Below are 24,949 nucleotides of genomic sequence, written 5' to 3' on the forward strand. Positions count from 1 at the left end.
CTACAGGAGCTACCGATGGACACTGAGACCATCACCGAGTCGGTCACGCTCGCCGAGCGTGCGTACCGCATTCGCCGCAACGCGTTGCTGATGGGCGAAGTACAGGGCCAGGGCTATGTCGGCCAGGCGCTCGACATCGCCGACGTGCTGGCCGTCGCCTACTTCGGCGCGATGCGTTACCGCGCCGAAGACCCCGAATGGGAAGGCCGCGACCGCTTCCTGCTGTCGAATGGCCACTACGCGATTGCTTTATACGCGGCGCTGTTCGAAGCCGGCATCCTGCCCGCCGATGAACTCGAAACCTACGGCAGCGACGACAGCCGTCTGCCGATGTCCGGCATGGCGAGCTACACGCCCGGCATGGAGATGTCGGGCGGCTCGCTCGGCCAGGGGCTGACGATCGCCGTCGGCCGCTGCCTCGGATTGAAGCGCAAAGCGTCTGACCCCTTCGTCTACACGCTGTTCTCCGACGGCGAGCTCGACGAAGGCGCGGTCTGGGAAGGCCTGATGTCGGCCGCGCACTGGAAGCTCGACAACCTGATCGCGATCGTCGACGTAAACAACCAGCAGGCCGATGGTCCATCAACGCAGATCATGGCGTTCGAGCCGCTCGTCGACAAGCTCGAAGCGTTCGGCTGGTACACGCAGCGCCTGGACGGCAACGACATCGACGCGGTGAAGCGCGCCTTCGATAACGCGCGCCATCACGACAAGCCGCAACCGCGCATCATCGTCTGCGATACGAAGATGGGCTGTGGCGTGCCGTTCCTCGAAGCGCGCGAGAAGAATCACTTCATCCGCGTCGATGCACACGAATGGCAACTCGCGCTCGAAGCGCTCGAAGCCGGGAGACAAGCATGAGTACCGTTGCAAATAAGCCGCGCCTTAAAACCTCGGCGATGATCGCGTCGATTGCCGCCGAAGGACAGGTCACGCGTTCGGCGCCGTTCGGTCACGCGCTGGTCGAACTGGCACGCACCAAGGCGAGCGTGATCGGCATGACAGCCGACCTCGGCAAGTACACCGACCTGCATATCTTCGCGAAGGAATTTCCGGACCGCTACTACCAGATGGGCATGGCAGAGCAACTGCTGATGGGCGCGGCCGCCGGCTTCGCGCACGAAGGCGCGCAGCCGTTCGTCACGACCTACGCGGTGTTCGGAACGCGCCGCGCGTACGACTTCATTCATCAAACGATCGCCGAAGACAATCTCGACGTGAAGATCGTCTGTGCGTTGCCGGGCCTGACGACCGGCTACGGCCCGAGTCACCAGGCGGCCGAAGATCTCGCGCTGATGCGCGCGATGCCGAACATGACGGTGATCGATCCGTGCGACGCGCTCGATATCGAGCAGATGGTGCCGGCCATTGCCGCACACGAAGGGCCGGTCTATGCACGCCTGTTGCGCGGCAACGTGCCCGCCGTGCTCGACGAATACGACTATCGCTTCGAATTGGGCAAGGCGAAGCTGCTGCGCGACGGCAACGACGTGCTGCTGATCTCGTCGGGGATCATGACGATGCGCTCGCTCGAAGTCGCGAAGGCACTGGAGGCAGACAACGTCGGCGTGGCGGTGCTGCACGTGCCGACCATCAAGCCGCTCGACACCGCGACGATCCTGCGCGAAGCGAAGCGCACGGGCCGCATGGTGATCGTCGCGGAGAACCATACGGTGATCGGCGGACTCGGCGAAGCCGTGGCGCGCACGCTGCTCAGCGCTGGAGTTGCGCCGCCGTTCCGGCAAATCGCGCTGCCCGACGAGTTCCTCGCCGCTGGTGCGCTGCCGACGCTGCACCATCGCTATGGCATCTCGACTAATGCGATGGCTACGTCGATCAAAACGTGGCTCGATTGACGTCGCACGTTGTCATGACACCGCGCGGGCCTCATCGGCTTTACACCCCGATGGTCCGCGTCGTCTTCAGCGCGATCCATGTCATGCCTTCGCGCAGTCCTTCGAGTACCGCTTCTCTTTCCACGGCGAACACCTGCGATTGCTGAAAGGTGCGTTCGAAGTCACCTTCGGGCGACACATGTTTGACATGGATCGTCGCCTGAAATCCGCCTTCTGCCGCCTCCTCCGTATGGACATTCACGGACCAGGTTCCTTGCTGTGCGTTTGCTGATATAGCCATCGAATGCTCCTCGGGTTGTTGCGAGCGGCTACCACCGTCAGCGTAGGTCCGTGCAACGCCCGTCTCGTTGATCCAGGTCAAGCGTCGACGCGAACCGTGCGTCACGCTCGACGCCGATCGCTCGCCCGACGCCTTCAGCTTCGCTTCAGACTCACGCGAAATCGCGTGAAAACCCTGCCGGGAAAACGCGCAACGACCCGTGCATGCGAGATGCTGAGGCGCCGGCATGCACCGCGCTCGCATCGATTTCAGGCCCCTCGCGCCGAGGTTTCGCGGTAAGCTTTTGCGACGTACCCGCGTCACGAGTTCGTGCCGGTGCGGCAACGCTGCCCTCATGATCGACGAATGCCGGGGTTCATCATGTGGTACGCCTTTATCGACGCACAGCAACGCCTCGCTCGCGCGATGGTGGGGGGAGTTCTAACCGAATCTGGGTCGATGCCGAGCGCGCAAACGGGCTGGCTCAGCCCGAATCATGCGGCCGACGCGTTCAGCCACTGGCTGCTGAGATCGACCTGCGCTTTCGAGCGAACGCCGCCATTCGCGATCCACTCGGTTGCCGTCGACGGTCGCCGCGTGAGCGTCGACGAAAACGTCGTCGCCTCGTTGCCACTCGGCGCGCTGCTCAGATTCAAGCGCAACCTGCCTACACCACCTACCGACACCAAACCGCCAGTGCTGTTGTGCGCGCCACTCGCCGGACATCACTCGGTGATGCTGCGCGAGACCGTCGAGACGCTGCTCGAAGAACGTGACGTATTCGTGACCGATTGGACCGATGCGCGCGACGTTCCGCTCGAAGCGGGCCCGCTATCGCTCGACGACTACGTGCAGGCGCTCGACAGCTTCATCGGCACCGCCCGCACGTTCGGCTCGCCGGTTCATGTGGTCGCAATCTGTCAGGCGAGCGTGCCCGCGCTCGGCGCCGCGGCGCTGCTCGCCGTGGACGAGGCCGCCCCGCTTGCGAGCATCTCGCTGCTGGGTGGCCCGATCGATACCCGTTTGAACCCGACCGTCACGGACCGCTTCGCGAGTTCGCATACGCTCGAGTGGTTCCACGATCATGCGATCGATATCGTTCCACCGCCCTATCGCGGCGCGGGACGTCTCGTGTATCCGGGATTCATCCAGCAGGCCGCGATTTTTGCCGCGCATCCGGAGCGGCAGTTGCGGCTCGAAGCGGACTACTGGTCCCGCTGGCTCGCCGGCGACATGCCCGGTGCGCAGCGGGCGCTGCGCTCGGCCAACGAGTATGCGGCGGTCCTGGATATGACGGAGCGCTACTTCCTCGACATGCTTCGCGTGGTGTTTCACGAACATCTTTTGCCGCGTGATTTATGGTCGGTCGCCGGGCGCCGGGTGCAGATCGCCGCGCTGCGCGATACCCCGCTGTGCACGATCGAGGGCGACAGCGACGAGATCACCGGCACGGCGCAAACGCATTGCGCGCATGCGCTGTGCGATACATCGCCGATGCCGCCCGCGCGGCAGCTCACCATCGAGCAGTGCAATCACTACGATCTGTTCATCGGCCCGCGTTGGCGCGATGCGGTTTGTCCGGGCCTCTGCGAATTCTGGCGCGATGTCGAACAGGCTGCGTCGGAGGTTTGCCAGCCGCGCCGCGCGCCCAGGGGTTCGGCAGACCGCAGATCGGCGTGAGGTGGCCGCGACAACGCCGGCAGTCCGCGCATCACGTGACGACGCCAGTTTACTCAGTTCCCGCGCTCCATGCCGATCGCGGCTTCGAGGGCCAGTTCCGCCACATCGAACGCGCGGCGGATCGCCGCTTTGGCGTCGTCGTCAGCGCAGTGCGCGATGGGCTTGAGTTCGCGCGCGGGCGTGACGAGATCGAGCCGCACGTCATACAGCGGACGCGCCGATCCCGGGCGCAATGCCTCGATGGCGAGATGGCAGTGCGACACGAGCGCGCCAAACCGCGCGAGACGCACCAGCTGCGCACCTGCTTCCGCTTCGAGCGGTGCGGCACCCGCAAAGCCAAGGTAGACGATCTGCATGTCAATGCCCATGTTCGCCTCCCGTTGCCAGTGTCGAACGGACCTGTTCCACGCAGATGCAAGTCCAGGCGCTCGCTATGGGCTTATCTTGTTCCTGTCGGAGTGGCGGTCATTGACGTGGGTCAAGCGCGGTGAAGGCAGTGTGGCAAGCAACTAGTGATAGTCACGTGACTGCCATACCGGACCGGACTAACATGGACTTAGCCCACTAGGAGCAGTTATGCAGACAGTCAATATCCACGAAGCAAAGACCCAGTTTTCGCGCCTCGTCGATGCTGCGGCCAGCGGTGAGGAGATCGTGATCGCAAAGGCCGGCAAGCCGGCAGCGCGGCTCGTACCGATGGAATATGCCAAGCCCGTTCGGCGGTTTGGTGGACTGAAGGGGAAAGTTCGCATTGCGGACGACTTCGACACACCCTTGCCCGATGACGTTATCGCGGCATTCGAAGGCCGTTGATGCGACTCCTTCTCGATACGCACGTTTTCCTCTGGGCAGTCACGGACGATCGCAAGCTAACCAAAGCTGCCCGTAAGCTGATACTCGATGCAAGCGAGGTCTTCGTCAGCAGCGCGAGTATCTGGGAGGCCTCGATCAAAGCCGGTCTTGGAAAGCTCGAGGTGGACGTCAATCTCCTCGTTTCCGAGATCGAAGCGAGCGGCTTTCTGGAATTGCCCGTGCGGGCAGTGCATACCGCTCTGGTTCGAGATTTGCCCGATATTCACAAGGATCCATTTGATCGGCTTCTGGTCGCACAAGCTCTTTCGGAGCCGTTGCGCTTGCTGAGTTCAGACGGCCACCTGTCGAAATACACAGACCTGGTTATCGCCGTCTAGGACACTCCTCAATGCATATGCATCCCCCCATTGATCGCAATATCGGCACCGGTGATAAAAGCCGCTTCGTCGGAGCATAGAAACGCGATCAACGCCGCCACCTCGTCCGGACGTCCGAGCCGGCCGACCGGGATCTGCGGCAGGATCTTCGTGTCGAGAATCTCGCGCGGCACCGCTTCGACCATCGCGGTCGCGAGGTAACCGGGCGACACCGTATTCACCGTCACGCCGTGCTTCGCGGTTTCGAGCGCAAGCGCCTTGGTAAAGCCGTGCACGCCCGCTTTGGCCGATGAATAGTTGGTTTGCCCGTAGGCGCCGCGCGAGCCGTTGACCGACCCCACGTTGACGATACGGCCGTGGCGCCGCTCGAGCATGCCGGGCAACAGCGGCTTGGTCATGTTGAACAGGCCATCGAGATCGGTGCGCAGCACGGCGTCCCAGTGCTCCTTGCTCATCTTCGCGAAGCTCGTGTCCTGCGTGATGCCGGCGTTGTTGATCAGCACGTCGACCGCGCCCAGTTCGGTCAGCACGCGTTGCGCGCAGCGCGCGCAGGAATCGAAGTCGGCGATGTCGGCTTCGTATGCGTGAAAGTCGCGCCCCGTGTCGCGCTCGTGCTCCAGCCAGGTCGGCACGTGATCATTGTGCGCCGAGTGCGTCACCGCGACCGTCATGCCCGCGTCATGAAGCGCCCGGCTGACCGCCGCGCCCAAACCGCCCATCCCGCCTGTGACCAATGCCACGCGATCCGTTCCCATCTGAACTCCTCCTTGCCGTGTCTGCCATCGACGGTGCGCGCGCCGGCTTTGCCGGCCCGCGCGGCTAAACGACGCCCGCGAACGGCAGCGCGTTCTGCGAGCTCCACCACCACGCGCTCAGGCCGCCCGCGAGCGGCGCGACGCCCGGCGCGATGCCGTACGCCTCTTGCCACCACGCAGACCACGCGGCGCAAGCGCGGTTCGCCTCGTCGAGCCACTCCGCCTCGCGCTGTACCGCGAAGGCGATCGACTTGCTCCAGTCGGCGAAGCTCCGCGCCGCGTACTCGCGCGCTGCGCGCTGCGCGGTCTGATACGCCGACGCGTAATCGAACCAGCCTTCGGGCTGTCCGGATGCCGTCGAGGTCCATGGTAAAGCGAAGCGTCCGAGCGGCGCGTCGGGTTCGGATGCCATATCGCTGCCCTCCAGAGGACAGCATAGGATTGCCAGGCGCGGTTGCAAACCGTCGAGCGCGTCTGCCACCGTATCGAGCTCGCGACGGCCCGCGCTTGATCTGCATCAACAGCCTCGCCCGCCGGGCCCATAGACTCCATTTGACGACGGGCGCGAGCCCGCTTGCGCCCGTTTCCCACGTTCTGTCACGGAGCTTTGGCGATGAGCTACAAAAGCATTCTCGTTCACCTCGATACGAGCGTTCGTGCACATCCGCGCCTCGAGATCGCATTGCAGCTCGCACACCGCTTTCATGCGACGCTGACCGGCCTGTTTTCGACGTACGTGCCGCCGCGGCACGCGTTCTTCGTAATGGCCGGCACCGCCGACTACTACGCCGAGCACGAGCGCCTGCGCCACGAGCGTGCCAGCGCGCTGGAGCGGCTGTTTCGCGCGGAACTCGTGCGGGCGAACGTCGACGGCCATTGGATCGCCGCGAACGGCTACGCGAACGACGTCGTGCCGCCCTATGCGCGGGTCGCCGATCTGATCGTGCTCGGCCAGCCCGACCCGACCGACCCGGACGCGTTCGTCGCCGAACAGTTCGTCGAGCACATCGTGCTGTCGGCCGGGCGGCCGGTGTTGCTGGTGCCGTCGAGCGGCACCTTCGCGGCGCCGGGCCGCCACGCGCTGATCGCGTGGGACGGCAGCCGCGAAGCGACCCGCGCGATCCACGACGCGCTGCCGTTCCTCGCGCACGCGGCCAAAGTGACGCTGCTGACGGTTCATTCGTCGGCCGATCGTCCGCCGCAGGGCACGGCTGCCGGCGACGACATCGCACTCACCGTCGCGCGTCACGGCGTCAAGATCGACGTGCGCGAGCTGAGCGTCGCGGACCGCGCGCCGGTCGGCGACGCGCTGCTGTCGCAGGCGGCCGACCTCGGCTGCGACCTGATCGTGATGGGCGCCTACGCGCATTCGCGTCTGCACGAAGTCGTGCTGGGCGGCGCGACGCGCACGATGCTCGAATCGATGACCGTGCCGGTGCTGTTGTCGCACTGAAGTGCGCGCTTAAGGAGCCCGCCATGTTTCACCGCCTACTCGTCGCGCTCGACGGCAGCGCCACGGCCTCGCGCGCGTTCGACGCCGCGCTGACCCTCGCCGCCGAATCGGGCGCCGAGCTGATGCCGCTGTACGTGATCGACGTACCCATCATCGCTTACGACGCGCCCGGCTTCGACCCTTCCACGATCGAGGACGCGTTCATCGAGGAAGGCAAGCGGATCGCGGCCGACGCGCAGAGCCGGATGAGCGCACGCGGGGTCAAGGGCACGGCCCGCACCGTCGAAGCCGCGACCACCGGCGAAGACGTCGCGCATCGCATCGTCGAGACGGCGCGCGAATGGCACGCCGATGCGATCGTGATGGGCACGCACGGCCGCCGCGGGTTTCAACGGCTGATGCTCGGCAGCGTCGCCGAGCGCGTGCTGCGCCGCGCCTGTTGCCCGGTGCTGATGATTCCCGCGCAGGCGAGCGGCGCGACGCGCGTCCAGCCAGTCCCGGACAGCGCCGACAGCGGACCCGCCTGAGCGAACTCACCTGAGCCGCTAGAAACTGGCTCTGCGCGGCGCTTCAGGGCCGAGGGTGGGCTTGTTCGTCATGCCGCACGATCAGCACCGGTATGTCGGTCGACCGCACGAGCGACTCCGCGACGCTGCCGAGCAGAAAGCGCTGCACGCCACGGCGGCCATGCGTGCCCATCACGATCAGATCGGCCTGGATTTCGTCGGCGACGCGCGCGAGCACCGCCGACACGTTTTCGGCGTAAGCGTCGATCACCCGCACGCCGCCCGGCACCTGCGCCTCGCGCAACAGCTCGCGCGGGCCATCGAGCGCGCGGCTGGCGAAATCTTGCGCCGCGCCCGCCGGTTCCGGCTCGAAAGCCACGTCGGCATTGTCCGACCACTTGCCGTGCCCCACCACGCAGCAGGCTTCGAGCGTGGCGCCCGTCAGCTTCGCGAGCTTCAGCGCCTCGGCGAAGGCGCGCTGCGCGCTGGGACTGTCGTCGAGTGCAACCAGAATTCGTGCATACATGTCGGACTCCCTCTGAAAGCGCTGGCATGACCCGAAGTGGTGCCCTCGCGCGTTTGCACCGACAGTGTGAAGCGCGCCCCGCCACTCGGCTTGACGCAGGTCAACGGGCCGCCGCTCGGTGCCGCCGCTGCTGGACGACATCGCCAGCAACCCACCAGGAATAATCCTACAACCACTACCTGAACTCCTAGCACCGCTTAAAGCGCTGCCGATATATTTCCAAGATTAGGTCGCCAATACTGGTCGGTATGGACACCGCCCCGTCAGCCACCTTATCGAGAATCTTCCTCGTCGACGATGCGGTCGAGGTCCGGCGCCGGCTTGCTTGCCTGATCGCGCTGATTCCCGGCATCGAAATCGCCGGCGAGTCGGCGGGCGTCGAGCACGCGTTCGACGACATCGTCGCGAGTCGCGCCGATGTCGCGGTGCTGGACCCGTGCTTCTCGGGCAAGACCGACCTCCTGCTGCTCGCTGCGCTAGCGCGGGTGCGGCCGTCCATCGTCAGCATCGTGCTGACCAATCATGACGCGACGGCGTTTCGCCGCGCGTGCGAAGCGGCGGGCGCCGACTTCTTCTTCGACAAGACCTCGGAGTTCGAGCTCGCCTGCCGCGCCATCGAAGCGATTGCCTATGCGCGTCGTGCGCACCGGGTCTGACCGCCAGGAGCCGATCATGCAAGTTGCCGCAGTCCGTGAACCGCGCCACGACGCGCCTCGCACCTCGCACGTCGTACCGATCCACGTCGCGCCCAGCACCGCGGCGGCACGCCACGCCGTCACGGGCTGCTCCACCTGCGCGATGCGCGCGATCTGCATGCCGCCCGAGCTGACACCGGACGAACTGAGCCGGCTCGATGCGTTGATCTGCTCGACGCGCTCGATCAAACGCGGCGACGCGCTGTATCGCGCGGGCGACGAGTTTCAAAGCATCTACGCGATACGCGCCGGCTCATTCAAAACCGTGGTCATGCATCGCGACGGTCGCGAGCACGTTACGGGCTTCCAGATTGCCGGCGACTCGCTTGGCCTCGACGGCATCGGCGAGGCCAAGCAGAATTGCGATGCGATTGCGCTCGAAGATAGCGTCGTGTGCATCATTCCGTTCGCGCAGCTCGAGGCGATCTGTCGCGAGATCAAACCGATGCAGCATCACATCTATCAGATGATGAGCGGCGAGATCGTGCGCGAATCGAGCCAGATGATGCTGCTCGGCACGATGACCGCCGAGCAGCGCGTCGCGACGTTCCTCCTGAATCTATCGAAGCGCTTCAAGGCGCGCGGCTTTTCCGCGGCGGAGTTTCATCTGCGCATGACGCGCGAGGAAATCGGCTGCTTTCTGGGCATGAAGCTCGAAACGGTGAGCCGGATGTTCTCAAAGTTCCAGCGCGAGCACCTCGTCAAGGCGAACGGCAAAACGATCCGCATCGAAGACCCGGAACGACTGGCTCGGGTTTGAGCACCGGCGCGACGCACGCCCCACGTTCGTTCGCGGGACATGCCGGGTGGAACAGGCGCTCCTGAACTGATATAACTCAGTGCGTTGCGGTACGCGACCTTGCGTGGCCGCCCGGAGGAGCGATGGGTCTATCGAGCGGCGAGTCTTCCTGCTTCAGCAGTGCTGCGTCCGGGTCGGACGTGTCCGTCGAGGATCGTTATTTCATGTTGGTCGAGGCGGTGCAGGACTACGCGATCTTCATGCTGGACCCCGCCGGCCGCGTCACCAGCTGGAATCCCGGCGCACAGCGCATCAAGGGCTACACGCCCGAAGAAATCATCGGCCAGCATTTCTCGAAGTTCTATACCCCGGAAGACATCGCTGCCGGCAAGCCCGCGCGCGAACTGGAAACCGCCGCAGCCGTAGGCCGCGCCGAGGACGAAGGATGGCGTGTGCGTCGCGACGGCTCGCGTTTCTGGGCTAATGCGGTCGTTTCCGCCGTGCACGATGCGTCGGGCGCGCTGCTCGGCTTCGCCAAGGTCACGCGCGATCTGACCGAGCGCATGCGTCTTGCGGAACTCGAACGCGCGAGTCAGGTATCCACGCACACGCACATCGCCCGTGAAAACGAGCAGAAACGGATTGCGCGCGAACTGCACGACGATCTCGGCCAACGGCTGACGGCGCTAAAAATGAGCGTCGCGCTGCTCGAAGCGAAGCTGAACAAGCAAGCCGACACTGAGCCGCTTGCGGCGCAAACGCGCGAGCTGCAACAGCAGATCGACTGGATGGCCGCTTCGCTGCGGCGCATCGCCGCCGATCTGCGCCCCCCGCTGCTCGACGACCTCGGACTCGCCGCCGCGCTCGACTGGCTGGCCGAAGACTTTACGAAACGCTACAACGTGCGCTCGAGCGTGCATCTCGAACCGGCCGAGCCGGTATGCGGCGAATTCGCGGCGACGGCGCTGTTTCGCATCGTTCAGGAGGCGTTGACGAACGTCGCGCGGCACGCCAAGGCGAGGCGCGTACGCATCGACATGACCTGCGCGGGCCCGATCGTATCGCTCGATATCGACGATGACGGCGTGGGTGTCGCGCTGAATCATGCGCAGGGAACACATTCATTCGGGCTGCTTGGCATTCGCGAACGTGTGCGGCAGTTGCGCGGCAACGTGTCGTTCACCAGCTCGCCGGGCCATGGTTTCAGGATCTCGATCCAGATACCAGCCGACGCGCTCGTGTAGTGCTGCCACGCCGCCGCGCCGCGCTACCGCGGATTACTCCTCGGGCGCTTCCTCGCTGATCTGCTCGCGCATCAGCAACACCGGACAGGTCGAGAAACGCAGCACCCGCTCCGCCACGCTGCCGATCACGAGGCGCCGCACGCCGCGTCGCCCATGCGTGCCCAGCACGAGCAGATCGGCGTGGACGTCCTCGCCGTGGCGCAGCACGATCGTGGCGACGTCGTCGGACAGGCTCTCCGACTCGATCATCGCGGGCCGGCAACGCACATCGGCGGCGGCGCAGGCCTGCTCGGCCTGCTCGAGCACCGAGTGGCCGTCCTGGCGCAATGCTTCGACTAGCGCGAGCGGGTCGTAATAGCCGGCATAGGAAAAGATCGGCGTCTTGTCGACTACATAAACCGGATGCACGACGGCCTTCGTCAACGCGGCGAGATTCACCGCTTCTTTCAGCGCGCGTTTCGAAAAGCTACTGCCGTCTAGCGCGACGAGGATATGTTGATACATGCCGATTCTCCACTGAGGTTGGATTTGTCAACGCGCGTGGCGCGCCCCTGCTACAGATAAAAGGGCCCGCCCGCACTGGCCGGATGCGGCGTGCCGCGCGTATGCCGCGACGGTGAGCCGCGCGCTGGTCGCGGTCGACGAGACGAAAGCGCGCATTCGCGGCGACGAACTGCCGTGCGACATGCGTGGCGAGCGCCAGTCCGGTGCCGCCCGCGGACGCGATCATCACGCGGTGGAAGGTGTTGCCCTCGGCAGCAGTGTTCATCGGCTTTCCTCGGATCGTCGCGCCGCGCCTCGGCCCGTGACGGGGCGCCCAACGGTGCGCGCTTACATAATGAACGCCGGCGCGGCGGGCGGCTTGATCTGCATCAAGCGACCATGGCTCGCGAACAAATCATGAGCGGACCGCGAGCACGGCCGCGCCGGTCAGCTTGCCGTGGCGCAGATCGTCGAGCGCGCGGTTCGCGTCGCGCAACGGGTAGGTGGTCGTCTCGATCGCGAGCCGGGTCTCCGCGGCGCTGCGCATGAACGCAAGCCCATCGTCGCGGGTCAGATTGGCGACCGATACGACGCGCCGCTCGCCCCACAGAAACGCGTACGGGAACGACGGAATGTCGCTCATATGAATCCCGCCGCACACCACCACGCCGCCCTTCGCGACCGCCTGCAGCGCCAGCGGCACCAGTGCGCCGACCGGCGCGAACAGCAGCGCGGCGTCGAGTTCGCTGGGCGGCGCCTCGTCGCTGCCGCCCGCCCATGTCGCGCCGAGGCGCAGCGCGAGTTGCTGGGCCGCGTGATCGCCGGGACGCGTGAACGCATAGACGGTGCGCTGCCGGTGACGCGCGACCTGCGCGACGAGATGCGCGGCCGCGCCGAAACCGTAGATGCCGATCCGTTCGGCGTCGCCCGCCATGCTCAACGTGCGATAGCCGATCAGACCCGCGCAGAGCAGCGGCGCGGCCTCGACATCGCTGTAGTGCGGCGGCAGATGGAAGCAGTAGCGGCTATCGGCGACCGTGCGCTCGGCATAGCCGCCGTCGATCGTGTAGCCGGTGAAGCCGGCGTCTTCACAGAGATTTTCGCGGGCGGACAGACAGTAGCGGCAGTGACCGCAGGTGCGCCCGACCCACGGCACGCCGACCCGTTCGCCCACGTTGAAACCGCTGACGCCCGCGCCCAACTCGGCCACCACGCCGACGATTTCGTGGCCTGGAATCACCGGCCGCTTTGGATGCTTGAGGTCGCGATCGACCAGATGCAGGTCCGTGCGGCACACGCCGCAGGCATGAACGTCGATCAGAATCTCGCCGGCGCCGGGCCGCGGATCCGGCACTTCCCGCTCGGTCAGGGTCGCCGAGCTGCCGTCGAACACCATCGCTCGCATCGGGTTGCTCCTTCAGACGCTTCGGCGGCGGCACGCTGACGTCATGCAGATCGCGAGCTGCGCGCCGCTTTCATCAGATCAGCATAGGCGCGCCATTGTGTCGCGCGATCGGCCGCCGCCCTGAACCGTTTGATCGAGGTCAATAAGGGCCGTTTCGCCGCCCGTACACTGATCTTATTCCTGATAGGCGCAGGACGCGCACACGTTCGGGCAACGGGTACCTGGCCAATACGAACCGGTCATTTATATTGCGGAGACTTGTCATGCGTTTGACCGTTCATCTCGACACGTTCGATCGTGTCACCCCGATGGCCTTCGCCATTCTCTGGCTCGACAAGGACACGCGGCAATGGTCGCGCGAAGGTCATTTCGGGCTCGACTTGCCCGACTGGGGCGCGTTGCATGTGTGTTGCGGCAATACGCTCGTGTGCGCGCCGCATGGCACGACGCCGGTCTGCGCGCTCGAGGGGCTCGATCTCAACCAGCTCGACGGGCCGTTCGAAGGCGAGATCGGCCGCGTGCAGTGGTGCGCGGAGGGCGGCCGCAGCCTGATCAGCGGTCACTGGCGCATGCAATGCATCGACGTCGAACAGACGGAACCGGAAGACAGCGTATTCGCAACCGGCGAAAACGCGTGACTCGGAGCCGCACTACATCGCGATCACCTTGCCGGGGTTCAGGATATTGTGCGGATCGAGCGCAAGCTTGATCGCCTTCATCGCGGCGAGTTCGGCCGGCGAGCGCGACATGCCGAGCACGCTCAGCTTTTCCTCGCCGATCCCATGCTCGGCCGATACCGAGCCGCCCATTTCCCCAGTGAGTTCATAGACGACGCGCTTGACCTCATCGATGTCCTCGTCGGTCCAGCCCGGTTCCTGCGCCACCACGTGCAGATTGCCGTCGCCGAGATGCCCGTAGACGAGGATCGTCGCTTGCGGCCAGCGCGCGCGCAGCCGCTCGTCGCAACGCTGCGCCGCATCGCCCGCCTGCGCGACCGCGAAACTGATGTCGAACGAGATGCGTCCGGGGATCAGGCGCGGATATTCGGCCGGCGCGTCGCGAATCGCCCAGAACGCCGCGGCGTCGGCGTCCGATTGCGCGATCGCGGCGTCGGAGATCACGCCGGCGTCGAGCATGTCGGCGAGAAAGTCCTCGAACGCCGCCGCCTGCCGCTCCGGGTCCGCGCCGCAAGTCTCGAGCAATACGTAGTAAGCGTGATCGCTGCCGAGCGGCACGCGCAGTTCGGGCAGGCGTTCCCGCACGAACTCGCAATAGCTGGGCCACATGACCTCGAACGCGGACACGCCGGCCGGCAGCCGCTCCTGCGCGCGGCCGAGCAGCGTGGTCACCGCCTCGTAATCCGGCATGCCGCACCATGCGGTCGAGATTGCGCGCGGTTTGGCGCGCAGCCGCAGCACCGCGCGCGTGATGACCCCGAGCGTGCCTTCGCTGCCGGTCAGCAGGTTGCGCAGGTCGTAGCCGGTATTGTTCTTGATCATCTTGCGCTCGCCGCCGATCACGCTGCCGTCGGCGAGCACCGCTTCGACGTCGAGCACCTGGTCGCGCATCATCCCGTAGCGGATCACGCGGTTGCCGCCCGCATTCGTTGCGATGTTGCCGCCAATCGTGCAACTGCCGCGCGCGCCAAGGTCGAGCGCAAACATGAAGCCGGCGTGATCGGCCGCTTCCTGCACCGCCTGCAGCGGCGTGCCCGCGAACACGGTGATGGTCGCGCTGACCGGATCGATGTCGATGACGCCGTTCATCCGCTCGACGCTCAGCGCAACCTCGCCGCCGAGCACGCAGGCGCCGCCCGCGTGCCCGGTCATGCCGCCTTGCGTGACGACCGGCTGGCGGAATTGATGACAGATCCTGAGCGCGGTGGCGACCTCTTCGGTCGTGCGCGGTCGGATCAGCGCGATCGGATCGGTCGATGGCGTGCCGCTCCAGTCGGCGAACTGCCGCCCGCCAAATTCGGCCGGCAGACTCACGATGTCCGCGCCGAGCGCTTCGCGCAGCGCGGCGACGGCTTCGTTACCGCGGGTCGCGGCGTTCGGTTCTTGCTGCATCAGATATCTCCAGTTCGTCAGGCGGACAGAGCCGCTGCGCGCGCCTGCACCGTTCGGGTCTGCGTTTGCGATTGCACGCGCGACAGCGGCGCCTGCTGCCCTGGCCAACGCAGATAACTACGGTCGAGCCCGGCGATATCGCAGCAACCCAGCAAGCCGAGCGTCCGGTCGATCTCGGTCTGCAGAATCTCGATAGCCCGCTCGGCGCCCGGCTGACCGCCCGCGCTCAGACCATAGGTGGTCGCGCGTCCGAGCAATACCGCATCGGCGCCCAGCGCGACCGCCTTCAGGATCTCGGAGCCGCGGCGAAATCCGCCGTCGAGCATCACGCACAGCTTACCCCCAACCTGCTCGACGACTTCGGGCAGCACGTCCATCGCCGATACCGCGCTGTCGAGCTGCCGCCCGCCGTGATTCGACAGCACGATGCCGTCGACGCCGGCCTCCAGCGCCTTCAGCGCATCCGGCGCACCCAGCACACCTTTGACGATCAGCCGACGCGGCCACAGATCGCGCAGCCAGCGGATATCGTCCCACGACAACGACGGGTCGAGTTCCCGGCCCAGTGTGATCGTCGCGCCCTTCACGCTGTCCTGCCCCGGCGGCAGCAGGTCGCCGAGATTGGCGAAGCGCGGCATGCCGTTCGGCCACAGCACGTTGGCCATCCAGCCCGGATGGCGCAGCACGTCGAACTTGTTGCGCCAGTCGAGCTTCAGCGGCTCGATGTAGTTGCGCAGGTCCCATTCGCGTTTGCCGAACACCGCGCTGTCGGTCGTGACGACCAGCGCCTCGATGCCCGCGGCCTTCGCGCGCTGCGCCAGTTTCGCGAGAGATTCGCGCGTGCGGTACATATAGACCTGCATCCACACGCGACCGCCCGCGCGCCGCACGACGTCCTCCAGCGAGACCGTCGACACGTTGCTCAGCACGAACGGAATGCCGGCCGCTGCCGCCGCGCTGGCCAGCTTGACGTCGCCTTCGCGAAACATCAGGCCGCTATAGCCGGTCGGGCCGATCATGAACGGTGACGCGCTGCGCTCGCCGAACAGCGTCACGCTCTGATTGCGCTTTTCGACGTTCACCAGCGTGCGCGGCAGAAAAGCGATTTCGCGGAACACGTCGCGGTTGCGCCGCAGTGTCGCTTCGTCTTCGGCGCCGCCCTCCACATACTCGAAACAGAAATTCGGCAGACGCTTGCGGGCCATCGCGCGCAGATCATCGATGCTGTGCGCGCGCTTCACGTCGCGGCCTGAATAAAGGCGGCGTTCCAATTGCATCCTCCAGTGCGTGATTGACTCGTCTATTTGATTGTTGGTTGTGTCGCTGCGCAGCCGTTCAGGTCACCACGCCGACCTGCCACGGCACGAACTCGCTCTGCCCGTAGCCGTGCAGCTCGCTCTTGGTGCGCGTACCGGAAGCGCAGTCGAGCATCATGCGGAAGATCGCTTCGCCGAGTTCGTCGATGCTCGCGCTGCCGTCGATCACTCCGCCGCAATTGATATCGATGTCGTCCTGCTGGCGCTCCCACAACGCGGTGTTGGTCGCCAGCTTTAACGACGGCGACGGCGCGCAGCCGTAAGCGGAGCCGCGCCCGGTCGTGAAGCAGATCAGGTTCGCGCCCGAGGCGACCTGTCCGGTCGCGGACACCGGGTCGTAGCCGGGCGAATCCATGAACACGAAGCCCTTCGCGGCGATCGGCTGCGCGTATTCGTAGACGTCGACCAGATTCGTCGTGCCGCCCTTCGCGACCGCGCCGAGCGATTTTTCGAGGATCGTCGTCAGACCGCCCACCTTGTTGCCCGCCGATGGATTGTTGTCCATCGCGCCGCCATTGCGCGCGCAATAGTCCTGCCACCATGCGATGCGCGCGAGCAGTTTGTCGCCGACCGCGGCGCTCACCGCGCGGCGCGTCAGCAGATGCTCGGCGCCGTAGATTTCCGGCGTTTCCGACAGAATCGCGGTGCCGCCATGCCGCACGAGCCGATCGACCGCGGCGCCGAGCGCCGGATTCGCGGAGATGCCCGAGTAGCCGTCCGAGCCGCCGCATTGCAGACCGACGCATAGATGCGCAGCCGGTACCGGCACGCGCTGCACGCGGTTCGCATCGGCGAGCATCTCGCGCACCATCGCGATACCGCGTTCGATCGTCTTGCGCGTGCCGCCGCTGTCCTGGATCGTGAAGCTGCGCAGCTTCGTCGAGCTGGCGTCGAGGCCGCCCGCCGCGAGCACACCGTCGATCTGATTCGTCTCGCAGCCCAGCCCGATGAACAGCACCGACGCGAAGTTCGGATGCACCGCATAACCGGCGAGCGTACGACGCAGGATCGCAATGCCCTCGCCTTGCATGTCGATGCCGCAGCCGAGCCCGTGCGTCAAGGCGATTACACCGTCGACGTTCGGATAGTCGGCGAGCGCGTCGGGACGCACGTCGCGCCGGAAATGATCGGCAATCGCGCGCGCAACCGTCGCCGAGCAGTTCACACTGGTCAGAATGCCGATGTAATTGCGCGTCGCGATGCGGCCGTCGTCGCGACGAATCCCCATGAAATGCGCGGGTTCATCGACGTAGACGGTCGGCTGCGCATCGGCGCCGAACGCATGCTCGCGCGCGAACTCGGACATGCCGAGATTGTGCGTATGAACATGCTGGCCGCGCGCGATCGCTTCACGCGCTACGCCGATGATCTGGTTGTAGCGCTTGACCGGCTCGCCTTGCGCGATGTCGCGCGTCGCGATCTTGTGCCCCGGTGGAATCAGCCCGGCGACGACCAGTTGTTCCGCGTCGATGCGCGTGCCCGGCAACAACTGCCGGGTCGCGATGATGACGTCGTCGGCGGGATGCAGGCGAATGATCGGGCACGCGCCGCTAGCTTGAGTCGACATGAAAAGCCTCGAAGACAGGGTTATCCGTAAGCGTTCGAACAGAATACGTCAGATCGTGGAGCCCACGCCCTTGGGCAGATCGCGGCTGTCCGATTCCAGCGACAGCGGCTCGATGCGTCCCACGATGAAAAGATAGCTGAACGCGCCAAGAAAGCAGAAGCCGCCCGCGACGACGAGCGGAATCGTGAACGAGCCCTTCGACATCGCCACCATCACGCCGGTGAACGTCGTGATTACGATCCCCGCCAGATTCGATGCGAAGTTCTGAATCCCGCCGATCGACGCGACATGACCCGGCGTCGGCGCGACGTCGCCTGGCAGCGACCAGATGCTCGCCGCGGCGAACGCGAGGCTGCCATAGGCGATGCCGAAGAACGCGAGCATCAGATACGTGTTCTCCGTGAACGCCGACAGCGTGATCACCGACGACAACAGCATGCCGCCGACCATGCAGGTCTTGCGCGCGGCCGTCAGGCTCCAACCGCGCCGGAACAGCGCGTCGGACACGAAGCCGCCGAACCAGCCGCCCGGAATCGCGATCAACGCCGGAATCATGCCGAGCGTGCCGAGCGATTTGAGCGAGAAGCCACGGGTCTCCACGAGGTAGCTCGGAAACCACGTAATGAAGAAATAGATCACGAAGTTCAGGCAGAAGAAGCCGAGCATCATGCCCCACAGCGTGCGGTGGCGAAACAGCGACGCCCATGTCACCTTCTCCGCGCTTGCCTGAGCCGCGGGAGTAGCCTCGAGTGCGACGGCCATCTCGTCTTGCACAGGATTGCGATAGATCACGAACCAGCCGACGATCCAGACCGCGCCGAGCAAGCCGGTGAGGACAAAAGCCGCCTTCCAGCCGAGCGTGCTGATGATCAGCGCAACCACGGGAATCGACAGCGCGGAGCCGACCCGCGAGCCGCTATCGAAGATGCTCGTCGCGAGCGCACGTTCCTTGGGCTGGAACCATTGGCTCACGAGCTTCGTGCAGGACGGATACGCGCCCGCCTCGCCGACGCCGAGCAACAGGCGGCAGCCGAACATGCCCGCGACGCTGGTCGTGACCGCGGTGGCCGCGGTAAACACCGACCACCAGCCGACCGCGAGCGGCAGCGCGATGCGCGCGCCGACGCGATCGACGAACCAGCCGAACGGCATCTGCATGAACGCGTAGGTCCAGAAGAAGCCGCTCAGGATGAAGCCCATCTCGGCGGGGCCGATGCCGAGCGCCTTTTCGATTTGCGGCGCGGCGACCGCGAGATTCGCACGATCGATGTAGTTCACTGCGATCGCGAGAAAGCACAGAAAAATTACTACCCAACGCATCTTCTTCATGAAACCGTCTCCTGCTGGCCAGGCTAAGCCTATGTTTGGATGAACCTTGCGACCTCGTGAGCCGCTGGTGTACTGCAGGGTCGACGACCCGATTTACTGCGGATTTGCGGCCCGCGCCTTTAGCCGCGTTGCACGCACGCGGCAAGCGCCGCGTTCAGACGCGGTTGCTCGACACGCACGCCGAGCTCGCGGGCGAGTTCGATCACCGGCTTGAAGCGCCGCTGTTTCTTTTGCTCATGATTGCGCGCGATGTCGGCGAGGCGATGATCGAGGAACGGGTTTTCGAACCGCTCGCGCACGTCGTCGAGATAGGCGCGCGCGTCGCTGCCCTGACCGAGCGCATCGAAGACCGGCAGTACCTCGTCGCGCCACAGCGATTCGAGATCGGCGCGCAACAGCGGATCGCGCATCGCGTGCAGCACGTTCTCGTCGGGATCGCGCGCGTCGGCCTGCCAGCGCTCGGCGAGCCACGTATGCCCGAGATTCAGCAGCAGCAGCTTCAGGCGTTCGTAGTGCAACAGATCGTCGGTGACGATCATCGCTTCGTGCTCGCACGGCAGCACCATGCCGGCACGCCGCTCGATCGCCCACAACGCGTAGGGTTCGGCAACCGCGCCAACCGGCCGGATCGGCTCCGACACGATGCGGTCCACCAGCGAATTGACCCAGATGCAGGTGTGCTCGATGTAGCGCAGGAACTCGGTCCCGCCGCCCCAGTCGCGCGCGATATCGGCGACGAGGCCACGCAGCGTGTCGCCGTTGCCCGATACGAGTTCGCATGGCAGCAGCGTCAGCGGCGCGGCGCCGGCTTTGAAGCGCGCGTGCAGCAGCACTACGAGCTTCGCCGCGAATCCGCGCGGCACGCTCTTGTCGTCGCGCAATAGCTCGGCGGTGTCGTCGGCGAAACACTCGTAGCCTCGGTCGCCGGTGTTCGAGATCACCACGCGCGCGTCGTGCGCGAAGCGCTCCACCACTGTTGGCCAATCGGTATTCGCGTTCAATGCCTCGCTGATCGCATGACATTGCGTGGTCGTATCGATCACCGCTTCGCGATGCAGACCGCGAATGCGCACCTCGTACAGCCGGTGCGCGCGCAACGCGTCGATGCGCGCGAGGCTCTCGGGGTTGGCCGTCGTCTGCACGACGCTCACGTGCCCCAGCGCGCGGCCCGAGTCGAGCGCCGCCGATACGAACAGATCCGCGTGCGCCTGCAGAAAGCGACTCGTGCCGAATTGAAGAATCGGGTTGCGCATCGTCCGTTTTCCCCGCTCGCTCAACAGGCCACCAGCGCCTTGATGACGCCGGCATCCGGTTTCAGCAGCTTGGGGAATTCGCCCGGCAGATTGGCGAGCTCGACCACGTGGGTATTGAGCGCGGCCGTCGGAAGCTTGCCGGCGCGCATCGCTTCGAGCACCGTTTCGAAGTCGGCGACGGTCGCGTTGCGGCTCGCGAGCAAGGTCGTCTCGCGCTTGTGGAACTCGGGATCGGCAAACGAAATGCGCTCGCTGACGATCGATACCAGCACGTACTTGCCGCCGTGCGCGACGAACTGCAGCCCGCGCTCCATCGCCTTCACGTTGCCGGTCGCGTCGAATACCACGTCGAAGAACTCGTTATCGGTCAGCGCGGCGAGTTGGGCGGCATCGGTCGCGGCGTCGGTGGTGTCGAGCAGCACCGTGTGATCGGCCTGCAATGCGCCGGCACAAACGGACAGGCGGTCCGCGCGGCCGTCGAGCACGCTGACCTCGGCGCCGCGCAGTTTCGCGAAGATCGTCACGGCCATGCCGATCGGCCCAGCCCCGACTACCAGCGCACGCTGCCCGGCTTGCACGTCGGCGCGCGCGACCGCGTGTGCGCCGATAGCCAGGAACTCGAGCATCGCGGCTTGGTCGAGCGTCACGCCGTCGGCTTTGAAGACGAAGGCCTGCGGCACGGCGAGGTACTCGGTCATGCCGCCGTCGGTATGGACGCCGAGCACGCGGATGTTCACGCAGCAGTTGCCCTTGCCCGCGCGGCAGGCCACGCAGCGCCCGCACGACAGATACGGCATCACGTACACCTGGTCGCCGGCCGCGACGCGCGCGCCGGCCGGCGCCGCTTCGACGATGCCGGCAAGCTCGTGCCCCATCACGCGCGGATACGACAGATACGGCTGATTGCCGGTGAAGATATGGAAGTCGGTGCCGCAGATGCCGACTCGGCGGATGCGGATCAGCACATCGTCAGGGCCGGCGTTCGGCATCGCGCGTTCGGTGAGCGCGAGCTGGCCGGGTTGTTCGCAAATGACTGTCTTCATCGTCATGGAGGAATTGATCGGGTATCGGGAGCGGAGCGGCCCGCAGGGCTGCTCGCCTGGCGTCTACTTGGCGTCGATCTGGCCTTACCAATTTGCAAAAGTAACGGCACATGCGATACTGGTCAAGCCAATTTGCACGATGTTGGGGGAAACCCCGAACGCTGTCAGCGCGCAGCCGAGCGCGCGCGATTTGCGCGCCGGGCGCTTCGATCTACAATCGGCGCTCGCCTTATCGGGATTGCACAAGCTCCATTGCCGGGAAACGTTTCGTGAACACCAAACCTGCCGACACGCGCCGTCTGTACCTTCAGATCGCGGAAAAATTGCGCGATCTGATCGCTCAGCCGGAGTTCGCGCCGAACGGCCGCCTGCCGCCCGAGCGCGCGCTGGCGGAAACGCTCGGCGTATCGCGGCCGTCGGTGCGCGAGGCGCTGGTCGCGCTGGAACTGGAAGGCCTCGTCGAGATTCGCATGGGCTCGGGCGTCTATCTGTGCGCGACGCCGTCCGCGCAAAGTGATGCGTCGCTGTCGCAGGCCGAACTCGGCGATAGCCTGCTCGACATCCTCGGCGCGCGCTGCCTGATCGAAGGCTCGATCATCGCGAGCGTCGCACCGTTCTGCAAACCGAAAGACCTGAAGATGCTGCGCGCGATCTACAACGAGATGGAGCGCGAAGTGAAGGCGGGCAGAATTCCGGTCGCCGCCGATCGCGCGTTCCATCTGGCGATCGCGCAGATGTCCGGCAACGAAGTGCTGGTGCGCACCGTCAGCTCGCTATTCGATGCGCGACATAGTCCGCTGTCGGAAAAGCTGCGTGGCCACTTCGAAAACGAAACGACGTGGGGCGCCGTGCCCGAAGAACATCTGGTGATTCTGGAAGCGCTGGAAGCGCACGATCCGCTGCAGGCGCAGGCGGCGATGCAGCGCCACTTGAAGCTGTCGTTGGAGCGGGTGATCACGGGGGGACAGCGGACGACTTAGAAACGGTTTCATAAAGACTTCTGGGCACGCTTGAGCGTGTTCCAGCAGATCAAGGAACAACCGAGTCTGAGAAACGCCTCATGAACGGTTCGTCGTCAACGATTGGTTTTCCCATCTACTCAATCCGCTTGTTTGCGCCGCAATCGCAAACGTGCCGAGCGTCGACGCGGCTCGTATCAGCGCGCCGCCTCGGCCCGTACGCTGCGCGATTTCACGCGCCAGTTCGCGAGCGCGCCGAGCGCCATCAGCACGCTGGTGCCGAGAAACACCGCGCGCATGCCGACGTGGCCGCCGACGAAACCGCCCAGCAGCGGACCGGCCACCTGCCCCGCGTACTGCGACGACACCGAGTAGCCGAGAATCGCGCCCGTCACGCTCGCCGGCACGTTGTGCCGGATCACGCTCGCGATGCACGGCAACAGGCCGCCGAGTGCAATGCCCATCAGGAAACGCAGCACGATCAGCTGCCAGCTCGCGGTGACGAACGCCTGCGGCACGAGCAACACCGCCGATACCGCGAGGCAGCCGACGATCACGTTCCAATGCCCGACGCGATCCGCGAACCTGCCGAGGCGCGACGACGAGATCACGCTGCCGAGCGCCGCGCCCGACATGACGAAGCCCGCGACCATCGTCACGCTTTGAGGCTTCGTGAGATGGGCGACGTAGACGGTGATGATCGGTTCGATCGACATGTTCGCGACCATCAGCAGCAGGCCGGTGGCAAGCATCGCGATGGCCGGCCGCTTGTCGTCCACCGAGGCCCACGCGCCTTTCTTCGACGCGCTGTCCGCGCGCTTGCGGACCGGCTGCTCGCGAATCAGAAACGCGGTCGCGAGAAAGGCGACGAAGATCGCCGCGCCCGAGGCCCAGAAGGTCGCGCGGATGCCGATCAGCGGCGGCAGGAAGCCGCCGAGCAGCGGGCCGACCAGATTGCCCGCCATGATCCCCGACGACAGCACCCCGAGCGCCCAGCCCGAACGCGCCTTCGGCGTCTGCGTCGCGACGAGGATCATCGAGCCCGACGCATAGCCGCCGAGCAGCCCGGCGAGCAGCCGCAACGCGACCAGTTGCCAGGCCGAGTGCGCCATGCCGATCAGCGACATCGCGACCGCCATGCCGAGGCTCGAGCGGATCAGCATCAGCTTGCGGCCGTAGAGGTCCGCGAGCTTGCCCCACAGCGGCGCGACGAGCGCGGCGCTGAAAAACGTCGCGCCGAACGCGGCGCCGGACCACTGCACGATCGCCGCATGATCCTGCACGCCGAGTTGCTCGACGTAAAGCGGCAGGAACGGCAGCAGCACCGTCATCGCGACGATGGTCGTGAACGAGCCGAACACGCACACGCACAGGTTGCGCTGCCAATGCGCGGCGGCTTCATCGGCGGCCGGCGGGGCGGCCTTGGCCGCCGCCGTCGCCTGCGCCTGCGGCGGCACCGGTTCGGCCGTTGGTACGTCGAGCTTGCGATTCATCTTCGAGACTTTCCAGGTGACTAGGGGGCCGTTCGAGCTATCCGAAGCATGCTAACGGGCTGCGTCGCCGTCAGGCAGTCAACCCATCATCCTGGTATCGCTACTACCTCTCCGACTAGTGGCCCGCGGGCGACGTGCTGTGCGACGTCTGCGGCGCGGCCGCCGCCGATGCCGCCGCATCCGACACCCCCGCCGCGCCGCCCGGCAGATCGGCCGGCTTCGTCGAACTCACCGCATCCGGATAGAGCTGCATCAGCACGCGCAGCACACCATTGGTCCAGCCAAAGCCGTCCTGTAGCGGATACTCGCCGCCGCCCGCCGACTTGTCGCTCGCGTCGACGTCGTACTTCTCGACCAGCTTGCCGGTGCGCTGGTAGTACGCGACGTTGGTGCGAATCCAGCGGGTCGCGATATCACGCGCGAGCTCCGGCTCGCTGTAGCGGCGCAGCCCGATCACCGCGAGGTACTGCAGCGGCGCCCAGCCGTTCGGTTCGTCCCACTGCTGTCCGGTATCGGTCCGCGTCGTCGCGAGACCGCCCGGGCGCAGCAGATCCCGCCGGATCGTCTGCGCCACTTCGCGCGCGTCGTTGCGTGTCGCGACGCCGGTGTAAAGCGGGTACACGGTCGCGGCAGTCAGCCGGTGCGTGAGCGTGCGGTGCACGAAGTCGTAGTCGGCGAAAGCGTGCAGTTGCGGGTCCCACAGCATCCGGCGGATCGCATCGGCTCGCACGCGGGCGCGTAGTTCGAGATTCTCCGCGTGGCCTGCGTCGCCGGTCACCCGGTAGGCTTTCGCGAGCGCGCGTTCGAGCTCGACCATCAGGCAGTTCAGGTCCACTGGCACGAGCGAGGTCACGTCGATGGTCGCGAGCGTCCTGCCGTCGGCGAACCAGCGCGAACTGAAATCCCAGCCGGTTTCGCCGCCCGCGCGCAGGTTGCGCCACAAATCCTGCGCGTCGCGTTGCGGTATCTGCTGCGCCGTCATCACATCCTCGCGGTACGACTCGTCGCGCGGCGCCGCGCGCTCGTCCCAGTAGCGATTGAGCAGCGTGCCGTCGGCGAGGCGCACCAGATGGCGCGCCGCGTTGCCGGGCGACAGATGATCGCTGCCCGCCATCCAGTACGCGTATTC

General features: G+C 65.8%; 27 protein-coding genes. 12 read left to right on the forward strand and 15 right to left on the reverse strand.

Features of this window, described 5'->3' with window-relative positions; translation table 11 throughout:
- Positions 1–15 precede the first annotated feature (15 nt).
- Both QFZ91_RS06070 and QFZ91_RS06075 read left to right on the forward strand, forming a co-directional pair.
- Positions 16–861, forward strand: coding sequence for a transketolase (locus QFZ91_RS06070; protein ID WP_429566599.1), 846 nt, complete (start codon positions 16–18; stop codon positions 859–861).
- Positions 858–1,856 carry a transketolase family protein gene (locus QFZ91_RS06075; RefSeq protein WP_429566600.1) on the forward strand — a complete coding sequence of 333 codons (999 nt, stop codon included), beginning with the start codon at positions 858–860 and terminating at the stop codon, positions 1,854–1,856. The genes QFZ91_RS06070 and QFZ91_RS06075 overlap by 4 nt, the downstream gene beginning before the upstream one ends.
- A 40-nt stretch (positions 1,857–1,896) precedes the next feature.
- Here QFZ91_RS06075 and QFZ91_RS06080 read toward each other — a convergent pair whose 3' ends face one another.
- Entirely contained in the window at positions 1,897–2,136 is a 240-nt protein-coding gene (locus QFZ91_RS06080; RefSeq protein ID WP_429566601.1) for a hypothetical protein, read from the reverse strand.
- Positions 2,137–2,496: 360 nt separating this feature from the next.
- Between QFZ91_RS06080 and phaZ the strand changes: the two genes are divergently transcribed.
- Complete coding sequence (phaZ, locus tag QFZ91_RS06085) at positions 2,497–3,795, forward strand: polyhydroxyalkanoate depolymerase (RefSeq protein WP_429566602.1); 1,299 nt, start codon at positions 2,497–2,499, stop codon at positions 3,793–3,795.
- Positions 3,796–3,848: 53 nt separating this feature from the next.
- On the opposite strand, the gene QFZ91_RS06090 is transcribed toward phaZ, so the two are convergent.
- Positions 3,849–4,163: a hypothetical protein gene (locus QFZ91_RS06090; RefSeq protein ID WP_176111440.1), complete on the reverse strand. Its 315-nt coding sequence runs from the start codon at positions 4,161–4,163 to the stop codon at positions 3,849–3,851.
- A 208-nt stretch (positions 4,164–4,371) separates the two neighbouring features.
- Between QFZ91_RS06090 and QFZ91_RS06095 the strand changes: the two genes are divergently transcribed.
- Together QFZ91_RS06095 and QFZ91_RS06100 are read left to right on the forward strand one after the other, a co-directional pair.
- Entirely contained in the window at positions 4,372–4,608 is a 237-nt protein-coding gene (locus QFZ91_RS06095) for a type II toxin-antitoxin system Phd/YefM family antitoxin (RefSeq protein ID WP_429566603.1), read from the forward strand.
- Positions 4,608–4,985, forward strand: coding sequence for a type II toxin-antitoxin system VapC family toxin (locus tag QFZ91_RS06100; RefSeq protein WP_429566604.1), 378 nt, complete (start codon positions 4,608–4,610; stop codon positions 4,983–4,985). Before QFZ91_RS06095 ends, QFZ91_RS06100 begins: the two co-directional genes overlap by 1 nt.
- An 8-nt stretch (positions 4,986–4,993) precedes the next feature.
- Here the strand turns inward: QFZ91_RS06100 and phbB are convergent, their stop codons facing one another.
- Together phbB and QFZ91_RS06110 are read right to left on the reverse strand one after the other, a co-directional pair.
- Positions 4,994–5,740, reverse strand: a complete 747-nt coding sequence (gene phbB / locus QFZ91_RS06105) for an acetoacetyl-CoA reductase (RefSeq protein WP_429566605.1) — start codon at positions 5,738–5,740, stop codon at positions 4,994–4,996.
- A gap of 64 nt (positions 5,741–5,804) precedes the next feature.
- On the reverse strand, positions 5,805–6,152 hold the full coding sequence (locus tag QFZ91_RS06110) for a polyketide synthase (RefSeq protein WP_429566606.1): 348 nt from the start codon (positions 6,150–6,152) through the stop codon (positions 5,805–5,807).
- Positions 6,153–6,353: 201 nt separating this feature from the next.
- Here QFZ91_RS06110 and QFZ91_RS06115 point away from each other — a divergent pair, with 201 nt between their 5' ends.
- Positions 6,354–7,193: a universal stress protein gene (locus QFZ91_RS06115; protein ID WP_429566607.1), complete on the forward strand. Its 840-nt coding sequence runs from the start codon at positions 6,354–6,356 to the stop codon at positions 7,191–7,193.
- A 23-nt stretch (positions 7,194–7,216) separates the two neighbouring features.
- A complete protein-coding gene (locus QFZ91_RS06120; RefSeq protein ID WP_429566608.1) occupies positions 7,217–7,720 on the forward strand; it encodes a universal stress protein in 504 nt (167 codons plus the stop codon).
- A gap of 43 nt (positions 7,721–7,763) precedes the next feature.
- On the opposite strand, the gene QFZ91_RS06125 is transcribed toward QFZ91_RS06120, so the two are convergent.
- A complete protein-coding gene (locus tag QFZ91_RS06125) occupies positions 7,764–8,225 on the reverse strand; it encodes a universal stress protein (protein ID WP_176121419.1) in 462 nt (153 codons plus the stop codon).
- A gap of 248 nt (positions 8,226–8,473) precedes the next feature.
- On the opposite strand from QFZ91_RS06125, the gene QFZ91_RS06130 reads away from it, so the two are divergent.
- The 3 genes from QFZ91_RS06130 (at position 8,474) to QFZ91_RS06140 (ending at position 10,903) form a co-directional block, all read left to right on the forward strand.
- A complete protein-coding gene (locus tag QFZ91_RS06130) occupies positions 8,474–8,881 on the forward strand; it encodes a response regulator (protein ID WP_429566609.1) in 408 nt (135 codons plus the stop codon).
- A 16-nt stretch (positions 8,882–8,897) separates the two neighbouring features.
- Positions 8,898–9,680, forward strand: a complete 783-nt coding sequence (gene fnr, locus QFZ91_RS06135) for a fumarate/nitrate reduction transcriptional regulator Fnr (protein ID WP_429566610.1) — start codon at positions 8,898–8,900, stop codon at positions 9,678–9,680.
- A 122-nt stretch (positions 9,681–9,802) separates the two neighbouring features.
- Positions 9,803–10,903, forward strand: a complete 1,101-nt coding sequence (locus QFZ91_RS06140; RefSeq protein ID WP_429566611.1) for a PAS domain-containing sensor histidine kinase — start codon at positions 9,803–9,805, stop codon at positions 10,901–10,903.
- A gap of 33 nt (positions 10,904–10,936) precedes the next feature.
- On the opposite strand, the gene QFZ91_RS06145 is transcribed toward QFZ91_RS06140, so the two are convergent.
- Together QFZ91_RS06145 and QFZ91_RS06150 are read right to left on the reverse strand one after the other, a co-directional pair.
- Positions 10,937–11,407 (reverse strand): universal stress protein, encoded by a 471-nt coding sequence (locus QFZ91_RS06145; protein WP_368716935.1) that lies wholly within the window; start codon positions 11,405–11,407, stop codon positions 10,937–10,939.
- Between the two features lie 394 nt (positions 11,408–11,801).
- Complete coding sequence (locus QFZ91_RS06150) at positions 11,802–12,791, reverse strand: zinc-dependent alcohol dehydrogenase family protein (RefSeq protein ID WP_429566612.1); 990 nt, start codon at positions 12,789–12,791, stop codon at positions 11,802–11,804.
- Between the two features lie 263 nt (positions 12,792–13,054).
- Here QFZ91_RS06150 and QFZ91_RS06155 point away from each other — a divergent pair, with 263 nt between their 5' ends.
- Positions 13,055–13,429: a DUF3564 domain-containing protein gene (locus QFZ91_RS06155; RefSeq protein WP_429566613.1), complete on the forward strand. Its 375-nt coding sequence runs from the start codon at positions 13,055–13,057 to the stop codon at positions 13,427–13,429.
- Between the two features lie 12 nt (positions 13,430–13,441).
- Here the strand turns inward: QFZ91_RS06155 and QFZ91_RS06160 are convergent, their stop codons facing one another.
- The 6 genes from QFZ91_RS06160 to QFZ91_RS06185 form a co-directional block, all read right to left on the reverse strand.
- On the reverse strand, positions 13,442–14,860 hold the full coding sequence (locus QFZ91_RS06160) for an FAD-binding oxidoreductase (RefSeq protein ID WP_429566614.1): 1,419 nt from the start codon (positions 14,858–14,860) through the stop codon (positions 13,442–13,444).
- 17 nt (positions 14,861–14,877) lie between these two features.
- Positions 14,878–16,131 carry an alpha-hydroxy acid oxidase gene (locus tag QFZ91_RS06165; protein WP_429566615.1) on the reverse strand — a complete coding sequence of 418 codons (1,254 nt, stop codon included), beginning with the start codon at positions 16,129–16,131 and terminating at the stop codon, positions 14,878–14,880.
- Positions 16,132–16,195: 64 nt separating this feature from the next.
- On the reverse strand, positions 16,196–17,743 hold the full coding sequence (locus QFZ91_RS06170; RefSeq protein WP_429566616.1) for a UxaA family hydrolase: 1,548 nt from the start codon (positions 17,741–17,743) through the stop codon (positions 16,196–16,198).
- Between the two features lie 48 nt (positions 17,744–17,791).
- A complete protein-coding gene (locus QFZ91_RS06175) occupies positions 17,792–19,072 on the reverse strand; it encodes an MFS transporter (RefSeq protein WP_429566617.1) in 1,281 nt (426 codons plus the stop codon).
- A gap of 119 nt (positions 19,073–19,191) precedes the next feature.
- The gene (locus QFZ91_RS06180) at positions 19,192–20,325 is read right to left on the reverse strand and encodes a mannitol dehydrogenase family protein (protein ID WP_429566618.1); all 1,134 of its coding nucleotides are present in this window, start codon (positions 20,323–20,325) and stop codon (positions 19,192–19,194) included.
- A gap of 20 nt (positions 20,326–20,345) precedes the next feature.
- A complete protein-coding gene (locus tag QFZ91_RS06185) occupies positions 20,346–21,368 on the reverse strand; it encodes a zinc-binding alcohol dehydrogenase family protein (RefSeq protein ID WP_429566664.1) in 1,023 nt (340 codons plus the stop codon).
- Positions 21,369–21,637: 269 nt separating this feature from the next.
- Between QFZ91_RS06185 and QFZ91_RS06190 the strand changes: the two genes are divergently transcribed.
- A complete protein-coding gene (locus QFZ91_RS06190; RefSeq protein ID WP_176111459.1) occupies positions 21,638–22,348 on the forward strand; it encodes a FadR/GntR family transcriptional regulator in 711 nt (236 codons plus the stop codon).
- A 176-nt stretch (positions 22,349–22,524) separates the two neighbouring features.
- Here the strand turns inward: QFZ91_RS06190 and QFZ91_RS06195 are convergent, their stop codons facing one another.
- A complete protein-coding gene (locus QFZ91_RS06195) occupies positions 22,525–23,820 on the reverse strand; it encodes an MFS transporter (RefSeq protein ID WP_429566619.1) in 1,296 nt (431 codons plus the stop codon).
- A gap of 115 nt (positions 23,821–23,935) precedes the next feature.
- Positions 23,936–24,949: trehalase family glycosidase (locus QFZ91_RS06200; protein WP_429566620.1), on the reverse strand; the 1,014-nt coding region annotated here is incomplete at its 5' end.

Origin of the sequence: Paraburkholderia sp. JPY419 (genome assembly GCF_050435705.1) — a bacterium.
In the GTDB taxonomy this organism is placed as follows: domain Bacteria; phylum Pseudomonadota; class Gammaproteobacteria; order Burkholderiales; family Burkholderiaceae; genus Paraburkholderia; species Paraburkholderia youngii.